This window comes from Metabacillus schmidteae, from assembly GCF_903166545.1.
Lineage (GTDB): Bacteria > Bacillota > Bacilli > Bacillales > Bacillaceae > Metabacillus > Metabacillus schmidteae.
Map to the genome: position 1 here is coordinate 414,875 of NZ_CAESCH010000002.1, position 17,078 is coordinate 431,952.

General features: G+C 37.0%; 13 protein-coding genes. 9 read left to right on the forward strand and 4 right to left on the reverse strand.

Features of this window, described 5'->3' with window-relative positions:
* Nucleotides 1–617: 617 nt before the first annotated feature.
* From HWV59_RS22825 to HWV59_RS22835, 3 genes are all read right to left on the reverse strand, one after another.
* Entirely contained in the window at nt 618–1,181 is a 564-nt protein-coding gene (locus tag HWV59_RS22825; RefSeq protein WP_175640379.1) for an SCO family protein, read from the reverse strand.
* The gene (locus HWV59_RS22830) at nt 1,178–2,590 is read right to left on the reverse strand and encodes a sensor histidine kinase (RefSeq protein WP_175640380.1); all 1,413 of its coding nucleotides are present in this window, start codon (nt 2,588–2,590) and stop codon (nt 1,178–1,180) included. The genes HWV59_RS22825 and HWV59_RS22830 overlap by 4 nt, the downstream gene beginning before the upstream one ends.
* Nucleotides 2,591–2,786: 196 nt before the next feature.
* A complete protein-coding gene (locus HWV59_RS22835; protein WP_175640381.1) occupies nt 2,787–3,461 on the reverse strand; it encodes a response regulator transcription factor in 675 nt (224 codons plus the stop codon).
* Between the two features lie 413 nt (nt 3,462–3,874).
* Here HWV59_RS22835 and HWV59_RS22840 point away from each other — a divergent pair, with 413 nt between their 5' ends.
* From HWV59_RS22840 to HWV59_RS22850, 3 genes are all read left to right on the forward strand, one after another.
* Nucleotides 3,875–5,227: a PepSY-associated TM helix domain-containing protein gene (locus HWV59_RS22840; protein ID WP_175640382.1), complete on the forward strand. Its 1,353-nt coding sequence runs from the start codon at nt 3,875–3,877 to the stop codon at nt 5,225–5,227.
* Nucleotides 5,228–5,245: 18 nt separating this feature from the next.
* A complete protein-coding gene (locus HWV59_RS22845) occupies nt 5,246–5,716 on the forward strand; it encodes a FixH family protein (protein WP_175640383.1) in 471 nt (156 codons plus the stop codon).
* Between the two features lie 145 nt (nt 5,717–5,861).
* Complete coding sequence (locus HWV59_RS22850) at nt 5,862–6,350, forward strand: DUF2798 domain-containing protein (protein ID WP_175640384.1); 489 nt, start codon at nt 5,862–5,864, stop codon at nt 6,348–6,350.
* Between the two features lie 291 nt (nt 6,351–6,641).
* Here the strand turns inward: HWV59_RS22850 and hprK are convergent, their stop codons facing one another.
* Entirely contained in the window at nt 6,642–7,562 is a 921-nt protein-coding gene (gene hprK / locus HWV59_RS22855) for an HPr(Ser) kinase/phosphatase (RefSeq protein ID WP_102232495.1), read from the reverse strand.
* 338 nt (nt 7,563–7,900) lie between these two features.
* Here hprK and HWV59_RS22860 point away from each other — a divergent pair, with 338 nt between their 5' ends.
* From HWV59_RS22860 to HWV59_RS22885, 6 genes are all read left to right on the forward strand, one after another.
* Complete coding sequence (locus HWV59_RS22860; RefSeq protein WP_102232496.1) at nt 7,901–9,241, forward strand: 2-hydroxycarboxylate transporter family protein; 1,341 nt, start codon at nt 7,901–7,903, stop codon at nt 9,239–9,241.
* A 180-nt stretch (nt 9,242–9,421) separates the two neighbouring features.
* The gene (locus HWV59_RS22865) at nt 9,422–10,627 is read left to right on the forward strand and encodes an acetate kinase (RefSeq protein WP_175640385.1); all 1,206 of its coding nucleotides are present in this window, start codon (nt 9,422–9,424) and stop codon (nt 10,625–10,627) included.
* Nucleotides 10,628–10,791: 164 nt separating this feature from the next.
* On the forward strand, nt 10,792–11,820 hold the full coding sequence (locus tag HWV59_RS22870; RefSeq protein ID WP_175640386.1) for a glyceraldehyde-3-phosphate dehydrogenase: 1,029 nt from the start codon (nt 10,792–10,794) through the stop codon (nt 11,818–11,820).
* A gap of 178 nt (nt 11,821–11,998) precedes the next feature.
* Nucleotides 11,999–13,585: a phosphoenolpyruvate carboxykinase (ATP) gene (gene pckA, locus HWV59_RS22875; protein WP_175640387.1), complete on the forward strand. Its 1,587-nt coding sequence runs from the start codon at nt 11,999–12,001 to the stop codon at nt 13,583–13,585.
* Nucleotides 13,586–13,789: 204 nt separating this feature from the next.
* Entirely contained in the window at nt 13,790–15,301 is a 1,512-nt protein-coding gene (locus HWV59_RS22880; RefSeq protein WP_175640388.1) for a malate:quinone oxidoreductase, read from the forward strand.
* A 395-nt stretch (nt 15,302–15,696) separates the two neighbouring features.
* A complete protein-coding gene (locus HWV59_RS22885; RefSeq protein WP_102232501.1) occupies nt 15,697–16,902 on the forward strand; it encodes an NAD(P)-dependent malic enzyme in 1,206 nt (401 codons plus the stop codon).
* The last annotated feature ends 176 nt before the right edge of the window (nt 16,903–17,078 follow it).

Genomic DNA, 17,078 nt, shown 5'->3' on the forward strand with positions numbered 1-17,078 from the left:
AAAAAGAAATATGTATGCATTTAGAATGCCAGGTAATAAACAAACATTCGCAAAGACCAAAAAAAGGAAAAAATGGAGTCAAAAGTGTTGGTGATTGTAATAATTTTACATTTTTGTATCTCTTATAGGGTATAAAAGTAAAACAGCATACGCAAAAAAGAAATATGTATGCATTTAGAATGCCAGGTAATAAACAAACATTCGCAAAGACCAAAAAAAGGAAAAAATGGAGTCAAAAGCGTTAATGATTGTAATAATTTTACATTTGCGCATCTTTTATAGGGAATGAAAGTAAAAAAGCATACGCAAAAAAGAAATACGTATGCTTTTACAATGCCAGGCAATAAATAAACATTCGCAAAGTCCAAAAAAAGGAAAAAACAGAGTCAAAGAGATGAGAAATGTAATAATTCTCCATTCCCCCATCTTTTAAAGGGTGAAAAAGTAAAATAAGCATACGCAAAAAGGAAATATGTATGCTTTTAAAAGCTAGGTAGTAAAAAACCATTTGCAAAAGCTAAAAAAATTCCAAAAGCAGCAAAATCGAAATTGAATCTAGCATTTTAATGATTTTGGAACAAAGGTTGATGCAATATTTAAGTTATTAGAAAACCCAACTATGATTTCAATTTTTTAATTTCCACAATCAATTCCTCAAAATGACTTTGCTGAAACCCGTAGCTGTTTACAACCTCTCCGTTTTGATCGATTAAATAAAAGCTTGTAGAATGGATCACTTGATTAGATGATGATGGTTTTTGCACAAGAGTTTGAAATTCTTCTCTTGCGAATTCTTCGATTTCCTTTTGACTGTAGCCTGATAGCATATGCCAGTTTGATGAGTCATCTGTGAATTTTTCCATAAATGTCTTTAAGACATCTGGAGTATCAACCGTTGGATCGACACTGAAGGAAACAAGTTCAATGTCAAGATCTTGGTTTTTTAGCTCCTTTTGAAGTGCAGACATGCTTGCTGTCATAGGTGGGCAAACTGTTTCGCAATTTGTGAAAATAAAGTTCGCAATCCAAACTTTATTTTTAAGGTTTTCTGTCCCAAAGGGTTGTCCATTTTGGTCTGTAAACGTAAAAGAACTCATTTGAAACGTTGAAGCTTTATTTGTGCCACATGCTGACATAAAGATACAGCAAAGGATAAGCAAAAGGGAAACTTTCTTCATCATGTGTTCTCCTCAAATAATAATGGAATTCGAATGGTCACGACTGTACCGGTTTGGTGATCACTTGCGATTGAAAAGGTACCGTTATGTAAGGTAACGATTTGTTTTACGATCGATAAGCCTAAACCGGAACCACCAGTGGAACGACTTCTCGCTTTATCTGTACGGAAGAAGCGCTCTCCAATTCTTTGAATATCTTCGTTGTCGATCACATGCCCCTTGTTGGTAACAGTGAGGACCATCATATTATAATTGGTGCCTAAATCAATCAACACTTCACTATGTAAAGGTGAGTATTTGATGGCATTGTCAATTACGTTATATAATACCTGCTCCATCCTTTTTATGTCACCAACGATGATCACATCTTCCTGAACAGTCGTCTTATATTGGATTTTATGTTGAGCTAAGCGAATTTTAAAAAGGTCGATCGTATCATACAGTAACTGAGCCATGGCAATCGGTTCCTGATCCAATACATAAAAATCTTCTTCTAAATAATTGAGTTCAATGAGATCATGAACAATTTTATTAAGCCTGTCTGTCTCTTTTTCGATCGTTGTTAAATAGCTGTCTGCCTCTTCCTTAGATGAATATAGCTGCTGTTTAAGAGCCTGAGTGTAGCCGCCGATATAGGTGAGAGGAGTCCGTAATTCGTGGACAACATTTGTAAGAAACTCTTTTTTTCTCTTCTCCTGCTCTTCCAATGATGAGCTCATAAGATTGAATGCTTCTGCCAGTTGTCCAACCTCATCTGAACTTGTTATTTGAAGACGACTTGAGTATTTTCCTTTTGCCACTTCTCCAGATAAAACCTGCATTTCTGTAAGAGGCTTGAAAAGAGAATGTCTAATTCTATTCACAATAATCAATAAGATGATAAAAAAGATCGTTCCAGTAAAAAGTAGAATCGGAATACTGCCTTCAAACACTTCCTGCATGGCTGCTAACGGGACATAAATATACACAATTCCGATTAGCTCTGTTTCGCTATGAATAGGAAACATTGCACCAACAATGTTTCGGTCAAATTCTTTTACGTATCCTTCCTTTAAAATATGATTTCCTTGAGATAATATTTTTTTATCTTCAGAACTTATTAACGCCTCTTGGCCGATTTGATAAGGAAAATACTCCTGAAGTTCGTCATATGTATCAACGACAATGACTTCATATTCTGATACAATATTAAACCAGTGAATTTTCTCGATAATTTCCTCATTTAATGATCCATAATGATAATGTGAAGCAGTGTTTTCTCCTTGGTAAATAACTGATTCACGAATACTATTCAGGTAGAGATCTTTATATAAAAAATGTAAAAAGAAGAATGAAAATAAAATTGAACATGCGATACATATTAAAATGAGGAAGAATACTTTTTGACTTAACGATATCGATTTCAATTTCAAAATTACACCTCTAACTTGCCCCATTCTTAACGGGCAGTAAGATTTTGACTTCAAGATAAGAATATAAGTTCGAGATAACTGCCCGTAAAGATCGGACGAAGGACAGGACGTCCAAGTCAGGCGCAGCCACAGGATGTGGCGCTATGAGCGTGATAAGTTTCGCTAACCATAAGTGGGGGATGAAGAAAACCCCCACTTATGGAAGTGTCACTTTGTAGCCTTTTCCCCAAACAGTCTGAATGAGAGTCCCATATTGCTTTAATTTTAAACGCAGTGTTTTAATATGTGTATCAACTGTTCGTTCACTGCCGGTATAAGCGTAACCCCATATGGACTGTAATAGCCGTTCCCTTGAAAAAACCTTCCCATTATTTTTTGCCAGTAGCAGTAATAATTCATATTCCTTTAATGTTAGTGAAAGTGATTGATCATGTAACATCACAGTGTGTGAATCTGTATCAAATGTAAGTGGTCCTATTATTTGTCGCGATGAAGTTGAAGTTGTTCCTTTTGTCCTTCTCAAAACTGATTCAATCCGGGCCAACAATTCACCGGGATGGAAAGGCTTCACGATATAGTCATCGCCGCCTAATTTTAGTCCATGGACTTTATCCCATTCCTCTCCTTTTGCCGATAAAAAAATAAGGGGAATGTCATGAGTTTTTTTCACTTCGTTAGCAAATGTAAATCCATCCATATATGGCATCATCACATCGACTATTAAGAGATCAGGTATATTTTTATTAATTTGTGAAAGGGCATCTATTCCATCTGAAGCTTCTAGAACCGAATATCCTTCTTTTAATAGAAATGTTTTGACTAGTTGTCTCATCTGTCCTTCATCTTCAATGATCATTATCGTTACACTCATTTCATGTCCCTCGCTTATGTACACTATGATTTCCTATCATACTTATTATTTTACTTTGAAGTTGTGAAGTTTTTGTGAGATTCTAACGCTCTTTCGCTCAAATTCTAGTAATATAAACTGTTATTGTGTCCTTTAGGTACTTAATCTGAAACTAATAGTTTAACTTAAAAACTAGTTCGTTTCATTTCGCTGCAGACACTTGCTTTCCTCTACCTCCCGCAGGAATCAAGTGTCTTCCGCTCCATTCCACTATTTATTTTTATAAATAGTATTCCAATTCATAAATCTTACGAAAAAGCTTTTTAAGGAAGAATTCAAATTTTTAAGAAAATAGTCTTTTTCACAAATCCCACACATTTTTCTCTTATGATAGTAGTAATAGAAAAAATAACGGAGAAGGAGCTACAATAGTTATGAAAACAGAGAAGGAGAAGCAAACCCGACCGTCTCTATATAAAACAATATGGAGATGGCATTTTTATGCCGGGCTGCTCATTGCCCCATTTCTTATTATTCTAGCATTTACCGGCTCGATTTATTTATATAAGCCGCAGATAGAACATTTTCTCTATAAAGATTTATATGAGGTAACCACGCAGGATGAGAGAATTTCACCGACCACACAAATTGAGGAAGTGAAAAAACAGTATCCTCATGCGGTTGTCACGACTTATCGACCTGGAGAGGCAGAGAATCGTTCGAGTGAAATAGGTATTACAAATCATGAAGAATCACTGACGATTTTTAGTGATCCATATACAGGGAACATAATTGGAGAATTAAATAACGAGGATCGAATCATGGATAAAATTGAAGAGTTCCATGGTGAATTAATGGCAGGTACAATAGGCGATCGGTTCGTTGAATTAGTAGCTTGTTGGGCTGTCATCCTTGTTATTACTGGATTTTATTTATGGATGCCTAAGAAAAAATTCATGTTATCAGGTTCACTTTTTCCCCGTTTCAAAAAGGGTAAGAAGATTCTTGTAAGGGACATGCATGCTGTACCTGCATTCTGGATTATGGGGGGTATGCTGTTTTTAATCTTGACAGGTCTGCCCTGGTCAGGATTTTGGGGAGGTCATTTCCAAAACTTCGCAACACAAACAGGCGTAGGATATCCACCTTCTATTTACTTCGGAAATGCTCCGGAATCAACCATTAAAACGAAGGAAATTGCAGATGTACCATGGGCAGCTGAAAACCTGGAGATTCCCTCCTCTGAAGTAGGAGGATTTATTCCAATTTCAATTGATGACGTTGTCAGAGTAGCGGATCGTGAAGGGATTGACCCAAGCTATACGATTTATCTTCCAAGTGATCCGGCAGGTGTTTATACATTATCAGCTTATCCGCCAAAAGCACAGGATGAGTTAACGATGCATGTTGATCAATATACGGGTGCAGTTTTAACTAATTATCGTTTTGAAAACTATGGATTTATTGGGAAGATAGTGGCTTTGGGAGTTACCATTCATAAAGGAACACAGTTTGGGTGGATCAACCAGCTAATAAGTCTCATCATTTGCTGGGGCATCATTTTTGTTGCATTTAGCGGCTATTATTTATGGCTAATTCGTAAAAAGAAGCATGATCTTAGTGCACCAAATGCACCTAGTGCGAGGAAGGTAAAAGGTTTTCTAATTCTATTAATCATTTTAGGCATTATATTTCCACTGGTCGGGTTATCGCTCATTCTAGTTTGGCTAATTGATTTGCTCATCATTCAGAGAACTCCAAAATTAAAGCAGTTCTTTAACGCTTAAAGGAAGGGGAGAGATAGAATGAGAAAAGGATTTAGCTGCTCAATCGTTATGTTTTTTGCCATTTTTTTAGCAGCATGTGCCGATGAAGACAATGTTGCATCATTATATAAACAAGAAAATCCTATTGATGTTGAAATCATGATCCCGGAAAAATTCACTGAAAATCAACAAGAAACAATCAAAGCAAAGCTAACACAAGCAGGAGAGCCGGTTGAAGGTGCAGATTATGTCCATTTTGAGATGTGGAACCAAGAGGGGACCGTTCACTATGAAATGGAACAAGCGAATGAAGAGGGAAAAGGTATATATAGTTTAAGCAAAGATTTTAATGAGGAAGGTCTTTATTTTGTGCAGGTTCATGCAAGTAATAACGGATCTGTCATCATGCCGAAAAAGCAATTTGTTGTTGGAAAATTAACTGCAAATGATGAGGAATTTTTAAAGGAAAATAAAAAACCGCAAAGTGGAGGGCATGAAGGCCACCATTAAATGAAAGGTTAGAATAGGATCATTTATCGTTCCTCCGCTCCTTTTATATGAAGAATTGTGTGAAACAAATTCACAAAATGTTCACTTACGAGGAAATTTTCTACTCTATATAATACAAAGAGTTAATAAAGGAGGAGCGATTAAATTGCCAACAACGAAAAAGGAAAGTATACAATTTGGTTTTATCATGTGTTTTGGAATGGTATTCTTTATGACAATTTATAATTTTTATCTTAATGGAATGCTTGGGGAGCTGACGTTTATAGAAGGAGTATCAGATTTATTCATTGGGTTTATTATTGCATTTATACTTGATTTGTTTATAGTTGGACCTAATGCGAAAAAAATTGCCTTGAAATTAACAGCTAAGACAAGTAATAAGCTCTACAAAATCCTAAGCATATCAATATGCATGGTAATAGGGATGGCATTTTTTATGTCCATTTATGGCCTTGTTACAAATTATATTCATAACGGATATCACGCCAATTCAATTATGTCAGATTTTTTATCTGTGTTCGGTAAGAACTTCATTGTAGCATTGCCGCTGCAAATTATTATTATGGGGCCACTAGTTCGATTTATTTTTGTTAAATTTATTAAATCCAATGAAATGGTAAGTATGGGAAATTAGTTCGTTCCATTGCGCTGCAGACACTCGATGCGCCGGGGAGGAAGCTGAGCCTCCTTGTCTCCGCCTGCGGGGTCTCAGCCTTTCCTCTACTTCCCGCAGGAGTCGAGTGTCTTCCGCTCCATTCCACTATAGAGTTAAAATAGGATTCAAAATCATCTTTGCGAAAACAGCCTAAGATAAAATATTCATCAATACATACTGAGAAATTGGACAGTAGTAATTACTGTGAGATCTATGGCCGGTAAAACAATATAAGAGTCGCTATCAGCATAGCGACCCTTATGATTTCAATTATGTGAACTCAGACTCCAGACGTTTGAGGAATTCTTCTGCCGCACTATAGCCTTGCTGTTTGAGAAGCCAATTATTAGCGGCTGCTTCAATTAACCCTGCCACATCACGACCAGGCTGCAGTTGGATTTCAATATGAGGAATTTTAACACCCATATATTCTGTGAATCTGGACTCCTGCTCTAATTCGTTATTAAGGGTATCTTTCTCCCATTTTTTTAATTCGATATCAAGCGCGATTCTTGTTTCATCTTGAAACGCTTTTCTTCCATATAAACGGACGACATTTAAAAGGCCAATACTTCGTAAAGAAAGAAATTCCTTCGTTTTTTCATCATGAGTCCCGAGAATTGTCGTTGGACTAAGCTTTTTCAGCACGACAACATCATCAGCCACAAGCCGGTGTCCTCTTCCGATCAACGTATGGGCTGTTTCACTTTTCCCAACCCCGGATTTTCCACGTATTAAAATCCCCATTCCATAGACATTAATACAAACCCCATGGATTGCCGATTCAGGTGCTAGTGCTTTCACCATAAAAGCATCAAGTTGTGTCATAACCTCAGATGTTATTCGTGGTTCTTTGGTACATAATAGAGGAATTCCTTCTTCTAGACAATATTGTTTCAAGTAGGTTAACCCTTCTTCACTAGCTGTAACGATAAAACAAGGGGGATGGTATTTAACAATATTTCCGATACGGAATTGGCGCTCTTCTATGCTTAATTTATGTAGATAGTTGATTTCTTTTCGACCGAGTATTTGAACCCGTTCCGTTGGAAAGAAATCAAAATGGCCGACAAACTCCAAACCTGGGCGGTGTGACCTGGGTTGAGTAATCGGTTGTTGCAACTGACTCTCTCCAGCCAGAACTTTTAATGAAAACTTTTGAACCAAATGTTCAACCGTTAATAATTTCAATTCGAGGTTGCTCTCCTTCCTAAATTCTTATTAAGTTGTTAAACGATATAATAAGGAAATAGTTTATTGTATTTTATCATAGCCGATTTTAGTAGTTGAAAGCTATCATAAATGAAAGAATGTCACAGAAAAGATGAAATCATACGAAAGTGTAAGTAAGCGGTTGAGAAAGTATCACATAATTAAGAACAGTCATTGATTAAACGAGCTTTTGTAAGCAACTTTTTGTTGCTTACTTTTTTTATTATCAAAACAATAATTTAAATTTCATAAACTATTCTTTTGGAAGCGTTACACCTATTCTGTAAATACAGAAGTAATGAAGGAGGAAATATCTCATGGAAACAGCAAGAGAATTGGAAACGCTTCAACATGAAGATGGGAAAAAAGGGTTTCTTACAAAGTTAAAACAAGTCAAGGTAGGGGTTATCCCGTTACCACTTTATTTAGTATTAGCAGCAATTGTCTATGGCGCATCTGTTTATAATCAGCTGCCTCCAGACATGATTGGAGGATTTGCGGTTATTATGGTGCTTGGGATCCTATTAGGGGACCTTGGTATGAAGATTCCTATTTTAAAGGACATTGGCGGACCAGCTATATTAGCCTTGCTAGTTCCATCTATCCTTGTGTTTTTAGACTTATTTAACCCGGCTTCGATGGAAGCGGTGACAACTTTAATGAAAACATCTAACTTCCTATATTTATATATTTCTGTTTTAGTAGCAGGAAGCATACTGGGTATGAATCGCAAAGTCTTGATTCAAGGGTTTTCAAAAATGTTTATCCCGCTTGTTCTTGGAACGATAGCTTCTATTGTTGTTGGTATTTCAGTTGGAGCACTTTTTGGATATGAAATGAAGCATACCTTTTTCTATATCATTGTTCCTATTATTGGAGGAGGAGTTGGTGAAGGAATTTTACCATTATCACTAGCATACTCACAGATTTTAGGTGGATCGGCTGAAACGTATGTGTCTCAAATGATTCCTGCTGCAGTCATTGGAAATATCGTTGCAGTAATAAGTGCAGGTTTAATGAAGAATTTAGGTGAAAGAAAGCCGGAACTTACTGGAAATGGTGTATTAGTCAAATCAAAAGATGGCATTAAAGAAATGAACAATGAGAGTACAAATATAAATGCGCCAGTTGATTTTTCATTAATGGGTGCAGGTTTACTTCTTGCTTGTGCATTTTTCATCTTCGGTCAATTTGCCCATATGTTTTTAGGAATTCCGGGCCCTGTGTTAATGATTGTGGCTGCTACTCTGGTTAAATGTCTTCAACTGATGCCGAAAAAAATGGAACAAGGTGCATTTCATCTGTATAAATTTGTTTCTACCGGTTTAACTTGGCCGCTTATGGTGGGGTTAGGAATGCTGTATATTCCTCTTGAGGATGTTGTGAAAATTGTAACTCCAGCTTATGTGGTGGTATGTATGTCTGTTGTTATTGCAATGGTTGGGACAGGTTATTTTGTTGGGAAGTTCTTAAATATGCATCCGGTTGAATCAGCGATTGTAACAGGATGTCATAGCGGTTTAGGTGGAACAGGGGACGTAGCTATTTTGTCTGCTTCGAACAGAATGTCACTTATGCCATTTGCACAAGTAGCAACAAGACTTGGTGGAGCTGCTACAGTCATTATGGCTACACTCTTAATGAAGTTTTTTAGTTAAAAGGATAAGGGAGACTAAGTACAGGCTTGAAAAGTAGAAGAATTTCAGCCTTGCCTGGTCTCCCTTTGTAGCGGGTTCAAGTTAAATATTAATGAATGTAATCTATTTCTGTTGTTATAGATAAAACGTTGTAAATATTACAGTTAGTAAATATAGCCTCAAAAAGGAGCAGTAAATATCATGACAAAAATTATTGCAATCAATGCAGGGAGTTCTTCTTTAAAGTTTCAATTGTTTGAAATGCCGAAAGAGAAAGTACTCACAGCCGGATTGGTAGAACGTATCGGATTAGAAAAGGGAGTATTCACGATCTTAGTGAACGGAGAAAAAGTAAAAGAAACAATTGACATTCCAGACCATGCTGTTGCGGTTAGAATGCTATTGGATAAACTTACGCATTATGGAATTGTTGAATCTTTAAATGAAATTGAAGGTATCGGCCATCGTATTGTACACGGAGGAGAGATATTTAATGATTCTGTTTTAATTTCAGATGAAACACTTCAAAAAATCGAAGAACTATCAGATTTAGCCCCGCTTCATAACCCCGCGAATGTTATTGGAATTAAAGCATTCAAAGAGGTTTTACCAAATGTGAAGTCAGTAGCTGTTTTTGATACAGCATTTCATCAAACAATGCCAGAGAGATCATTTTTATATAGTTTACCTTATGAATATTATGAAAAGTATGGAATCCGTAAATACGGCTTTCATGGCACCTCACATAAATATGTTTCGGAAAAAGCTGCAGAATTACTTGGACGTCCGATCGATCAATTGCGCTTGATTTCCTGTCACTTAGGAAACGGGGCAAGTATAGCTGCAATTGAAGGTGGAAAATCTATTGATACTTCAATGGGCTTTACTCCCCTTGCAGGTGTTGCAATGGGAACTCGTTCAGGGAACATTGACCCGGCGTTGATTCCGTTTATTATGGAAAAAACAGGTCAAACAGAAATGGAAGTACTGGACATTTTGAATAAAAAGAGTGGTATATTGGGGATTTCCGGTTTATCAAGTGATCTTCGTGACATTGAACATGCCGCTGAAGAAGGAAATGAACGTGCAGAAACTGCTCTTGAAGTATTTGCTAGTAGAATTCATAAATATATTGGCTCATACGCAGCTCAAATGTCTGGAGTAGATGCGATCATATTCACTGCAGGAATAGGGGAAAACAGTGATATTATTCGTTCACGAGTATTGCGTGGTTTAGAATTCATGGGTGTTTATTGGGATTCTGCCCTAAATCAGGTCCGTGGTGAGGATAGATTCATTAGCTACCCGCATTCTCCTGTAAAGGTCATCATTATTCCAACCAATGAGGAAGTTATGATTGCACGTGATGTAGAAAGAATAACGGCTGAATTAGCTGTACCTCTTTGATGAAAAGCTACAGGTACAATTAATCCGTTTTTGTCGAATTTAATATTAATTTATAGTAAATAAAAAAGTAAAAATAGTGATGTATTTTCATATTAATGTGTTATACTAATCTTATAATTTAAGTTTAATAGTATATATCAATTTGACTTAGGGGGCATATTAATATGATTAACGTTGCTATTAACGGGTTTGGACGCATTGGAAGAATGGTGTTTCGTCAAGCGATAAAGGATAGCTCATTTCAAATCGTAGCCATTAATGCGAGCTACCCTGCAGAAACATTGGCACATCTAATTAAGTATGACACAGTACATGGGAAGTTTGACGGTTCTGTAGAGGTATCACAAGATCACTTGTTGGTCGATGGTAAAGTGGTCCAGCTTCTAAATCAACGTAATCCGCAAGAGCTTCCTTGGAGGGAACTGGGAATAGATGTTGTCATTGAAGCAACAGGTAAATTTAATGCAAAGGAAAAAGCAAGCTTGCACCTGGAGGCTGGTGCAAAGAAGGTTATTTTAACAGCTCCCGGTAAAAATGAAGACGCTACAATTGTAGTCGGTGTAAACGACGAGCAGTTGGATATTAACAAGCATGATGTGATTTCCAATGCTTCATGTACAACGAATTGTCTGGCTCCAATCGTAAAGGTGTTAGATGAACAATTTGGCATTGAGAATGGCTTAATGACGACTGTACATGCCTATACAAATGATCAAAATAATATTGATAATCCTCACAAGGATTTACGCAGAGCCCGTGCTTGTGCACAATCCATTATTCCGACAACAACAGGTGCAGCTAAAGCGTTAGCAAAGGTTCTACCACATTTATCCGGGAAATTACATGGTATGGCACTACGTGTTCCAACTCCGAATGTGTCACTTGTTGACCTAGTGGTAGACGTGAAGTGTGATGTGACAGTAGACGAAATTAATCATGCTTTCCAGGCTGCTGCTCAAGGATCAATGAAGGGAATCATCGAATTCTGTGAAACTCCGCTTGTATCGGTTGATTTTAATACAAACCCAAGCTCATCAATTGTTGATGGTTTATCAACAATTGTTATGGGGACGCGTAAGGTAAAGGTGCTCGCTTGGTATGACAATGAGTGGGGCTACTCCTGCCGTGTAGTTGACCTTGTAAAGCTGGTAGCAGATCAATTTGTCGCCCAAAGAGATGTCCAGCACGTCTAAGTAGATAACATAAATTTCACCAAAAAACTTCGAAAAAATAGTATGTACCATCTAGGTTAATTGTATGTACTATTTAACCTTCTTTAATAGAGCGTAATGGATCGAACTTATTTCCATTAAAAACTGTATTAAAAACAAAGTATGCGAAAACAGCCAAAACATAAAGGATGATATGAATATGAGCAGTGTAAACATTCAAATAGATGTAAACGAGTTATTAAATGGAAGTAATACACAAAAACAATTAAGTGTCTCACAATTAGTAGAAAAAGTCATTAAGAGAGGTGAAGGCAAACTAACTTCTACCGGTGCTGTTTCTGTTTCAACAGGTAAGTATACAGGCCGTTCTCCTAAAGATAAATTCATAGTAGAGGAAGCATCCACTGTACATAAGATTGATTGGGGGAATGTAAACCAACCAATTTCTAAGCAACATTTTGATAACCTTTACACAAAGGTATTAGAATACTTAAAAGAAAAAGAAGAAATCTTCGTATTTAAAGGCTTTGCAGGAGCGGATCACAATTCCCGTCTTCCAATTACAGTAATAAATGAATATGCTTGGCATAACCTTTTTGCACATCAATTGTTTATTGGTCCAACTGGGACTGATGAGCAAACACATGAAGATCCATTTACAATCGTATCTGCTCCAACATTCAAAGCAAATCCGATCATTGACGGTACAAATTCCGAAACATTTATTATCGTTTCGTTTGAAAAGCGTGTAATTCTGATTGGTGGTACTGAGTATGCTGGTGAAATGAAGAAATCCATCTTCTCAATTATGAACTACTTATTACCTGAACAAGATATTTTACCAATGCACTGTTCGGCAAACGTTTCTGAAGAAGGTGATGTAGCATTGTTTTTCGGCTTATCCGGTACAGGTAAGACAACGCTCTCTGCGGATCCAAACCGTAAGTTAATTGGTGATGATGAGCATGGTTGGTCTGATAACGGCGTATTTAATATTGAAGGCGGCTGCTATGCAAAATGCGTAAGCCTATCTAGAGAGAAGGAACCACAAATCTTTGATGCTATTACATTCGGTTCTGTATTGGAGAATGTTGTCATCGATGAGAATACTGGACTTGCAGATTACAATGATGTTTCTTTAACTGAAAATACACGTGCAGCTTATTCACTTGATGCAATTGATAATATTATGGTTCCGAGTGTGGCCGGACATCCAAATACAATTGTATTCCTAACAGCTGATGCATTCGGCGTATTGCCTCCAATTAGCAAGCTATCAAAAGAACAGGCTATGTACCATTTCTTAAGCGGCTATACGAGTAAGTTAGCAGGAACAGAGCGTGGGGTTACATCTCCGGAAGTAACATTTTCTACATGCTTTGGTTCTCCATTCTTACCGCTTGATGCATCTCGTTATGCAGAAATGCTTGGAGAAAAAATTGATAAACACGATGCGAATGTATTCTTGGTAAACACCGGCTGGACCGGAGGAGAATATGGCGTAGGACACCGTATGAACCTTTCCTACACACGTGGAATGGTGAGAGCGGCACTTAACGGAGAATTAGATAATGTGGAAACAGGAAAGGACGATATCTTCGGCTTGGAGATTCCACTTCATGTGCCGGGTGTACCTGATGATGTATTAATTCCGGAAAAAACCTGGAGTGATAAGGAAGCATACAAAGCAAAAGCCTTAGACCTTGCTGGCAAGTTTAATGAAAACTTCAAAAAGTTCACAAGTGTATCTGAAGATATTGTGAAGCTTGGAGGACCTCTGGTATAACAAAAAGTTCTGCTCTAACAATGGGTAAAGATAATTTAATAGAAACATAGAAACCTAAATGACTGCTTGTTCAATAGCATCTTATGATGAATTTTCATAACCAGTTAAATCAATTAATTTTCATTTGGACAATTTCATCCGTTGGGTGAAGTTGTCTTTTTTTCTGTTTAGAAAATTGCGGAAAACGATAAAGGAGAGGTAATAATGAATAATAAAAGAGAAATGGAAACAGACGTGATTTTAATTGGTGCCGGAATCATGAGTGCAACTTTAGGAACGCTTCTGAAAGAATTAGTGCCGGATTGGAATATCAAGGTGTTTGAAAAGCTTGGAAACGCAGGAGAAGAAAGTTCAAATGAATGGAATAACGCGGGTACAGGGCATGCTGCTCTGTGTGAGCTTAATTATACAGTTGAAAAACCGGATGGATCTATAGATGTTAGTAAAGCGATAAAGATTAATGAACAGTTTCAGGTTTCCATGCAGTTTTGGGCATACCTTGTCAACAACAAGCTGATCCAAAATCCAGAAGAATTTATCATGCCAATGCCTCATATGAGCATAGTCCAAGGAGAACAAAATGTAGCATTTTTAAAGAAACGTTTCGAAGCATTATCAAAGAATCCATTATTTCAAGGAATGGAATTTTCTAATGATCCTGAAAAGTTAATGGAATGGATCCCACTTATGATGAAGGGTCGTACAACGAATGAGCCTATAGCAGCTACTAAGATTGACTCAGGCACTGATATTAACTTTGGCTCTCTAACGCGTATGTTATTTAATCACTTAGAAAGTGAAAATATCGACATGAATTATAACCATAGTGTTGAGAATATGAATCACACAAAAAACGGCTTATGGGAATTAAAAGTTCGGAATCTTAAAAGCGGTACTGCTGAAAGTCATACCGCTAAGTTTGTTTTTATAGGAAGCGGTGGAGGAAGTCTACACTTACTGCAAAAATCTGGTATTCAAGAGGGGAAACATATCGGAGGTTTCCCGGTAAGCGGGTTATTTATGGTGTGTAATAATCCGGATGTTATCGAACAGCATCATGCGAAGGTTTACGGAAAAGCTAAGGTTGGAGCTCCACCAATGTCTGTTCCGCACCTTGATACAAGATTTATTGATCATAAGAAGTCATTGTTATTCGGACCATTTGCCGGCTTTACTCCAAAGTTCCTGAAAAATGGTTCAACATTTGATTTAATCACTTCCGTAAAACCGGACAATCTCTTAACAATGTTAGCGGCAGGTGCCAAAAACATGTCATTGACAACATATCTTATTCAGCAAGTAAGGGTATCAAAAGAACAGCGCATGGAAGAACTACGTGAATTTATCCCGAGCGCAAAAAGTGAGGATTGGGATTTAGTAGTAGCTGGACAGCGTGTTCAAGTGATTAAAGATACAGACGCTGGAAAAGGAATGCTTCAATTTGGGACAGAAGTTGTGAGTGCCGCTGATGGTTCAATCGCAGCATTGCTCGGTGCTTCTCCTGGTGCTTCTACTGCAGTGCATGTCATGCTTGAAGTGCTGGAAAAATGTTTCCCTGAACATTTAGATGAATGGAAACCAAAACTGAAAGAAATGATTCCTTCTTATGGTTTATCACTAATGGAAAATACAGATCTTCTGAACGAAATTCATACTTCAACAACTCAAGTTCTTGGTCTTGAAGAGAAAGAACTAGAACTAGTAATTGGTAATTAGTAGATAGTCAGTTAATGAATTATTTATCCGAGAGATTAAAAAGTAATAAATAAAGGATGTTTTCACAAAGATTGTTGCTATTAAATATTATCTTAGCTTTATAGTGAAATGGAACGGAACTAATTTTCAATTTAATACTGTATAAGAAACACCCTAAATTAATGATATGGCCAAATTTCCCGCGTGTTTTCTTAAATTAAAAAACACTTAAAATAGTTAAAAAACCTATGAAGTTTCCTAAAAAACACTATAATTCTTGTTAAAGTATGAGCATGTAAAATAATAATGTAAATAGGAAGCGCTTTACATTATTAATTAAGTGCTATGTAGAAGTAACATATAAATCTACCAGTTCAATTAGTTAATAAATTCAACAAAAGCAGGGAGATTCTGTTATGTCAACATTACGAGAAGAAGCATTAAAAATGCATCAGGAAAACCAAGGGAAACTTAGTGTTAGATCGAAAGTTAAAGTAAGTAATGCAAAAGATTTAAGTCTTGCCTATTCACCGGGAGTAGCTGAGCCATGTTTAGCTATACATGAGAATGAGAGTAAAGTATATGACTATACAATGAAAGGAAATCTCGTTGGTGTTGTTTCAAATGGAACCGCTGTCCTAGGTCTTGGTAATATCGGACCAAAAGCAGCTATGCCGGTTATGGAAGGTAAGGCATTGTTATTTAAAGAGTTTGCCAATGTTGATGCCTTCCCTTTATGCATAGATTCAACAGATACAGATAAAATTGTCGAGCATGTTAAAATGCTGGAGCCTACTTTTGGTGGAGTTAACTTAGAAGATATTGCTGCACCGCAATGCTTTGAAATAGAAGCGCGTTTACGTGAAGAGTGTGATATTCCTATTTTTCATGATGACCAACATGGAACGGCGATCGTTACAGCAGCAGGATTAATAAATGCTCTTAAACTGGCAAAAAAGAATATTGAGGATATTCGTGTTGTAGCAAATGGAGCCGGGGCTGCAGGTGTAGCTATTGTTAAGCTATTGCTTAATATGGGTGTGAAAGATGTTATTTTATGTGATACAAAAGGAATTATTTATAAAGGCCGCCCGGTTGGCATGAATAAATTTAAAGAAGAAATGGCAAGTATAACAAATAATGAGCAAAAGCAAGGGACATTAGCGGATGCATTGGAAGGTGCTGATGTGTTTGTCGGGGTCTCTGCTGCAGGAGCAGTGACTAAAGAGATGGTGTCTTCGATGAATGAGAATCCAATTATATTTGCTATGGCTAATCCGGTACCGGAAATTATGCCGGTGCAGGCAAAGGAAGCAGGAGCACTAGTCGTTGGTACAGGACGTTCGGATTTCCCTAATCAGGTAAATAATGTTCTCGCCTTTCCTGGAATTTTCCGTGGTGCTTTAGATGTTCAGGCAAAAGAAATAAATGAAGAAATGAAAGTGGCTGCCGTTTATGCCATTTCCAACCTCATTAGCAATGATGAATTGCATGCTGATTATGTCATTCCGGATCCATTTGATACAAGAGTAGCGAAACATGTAGCAGATGCTGTTGCAGCGGCAGCGATAAAAACAGGAGTTGCTCGAAAAAAAGTGGTTGCACAACCACTTAGTGTTTAATATTGCTTGTATACAGGAAATTGATCTATCATATATCATACAAAGTTAAATTTAGCCTTCCTAATAATCTGTTAGGTAAGGCTTTTATTTTATACGATCAAAGTATAAGATTTTATGGATGATCGTATAAGAAAAACTAAGACTGTCGCCATTAGTACGTGGCACAAGCCTGGTTT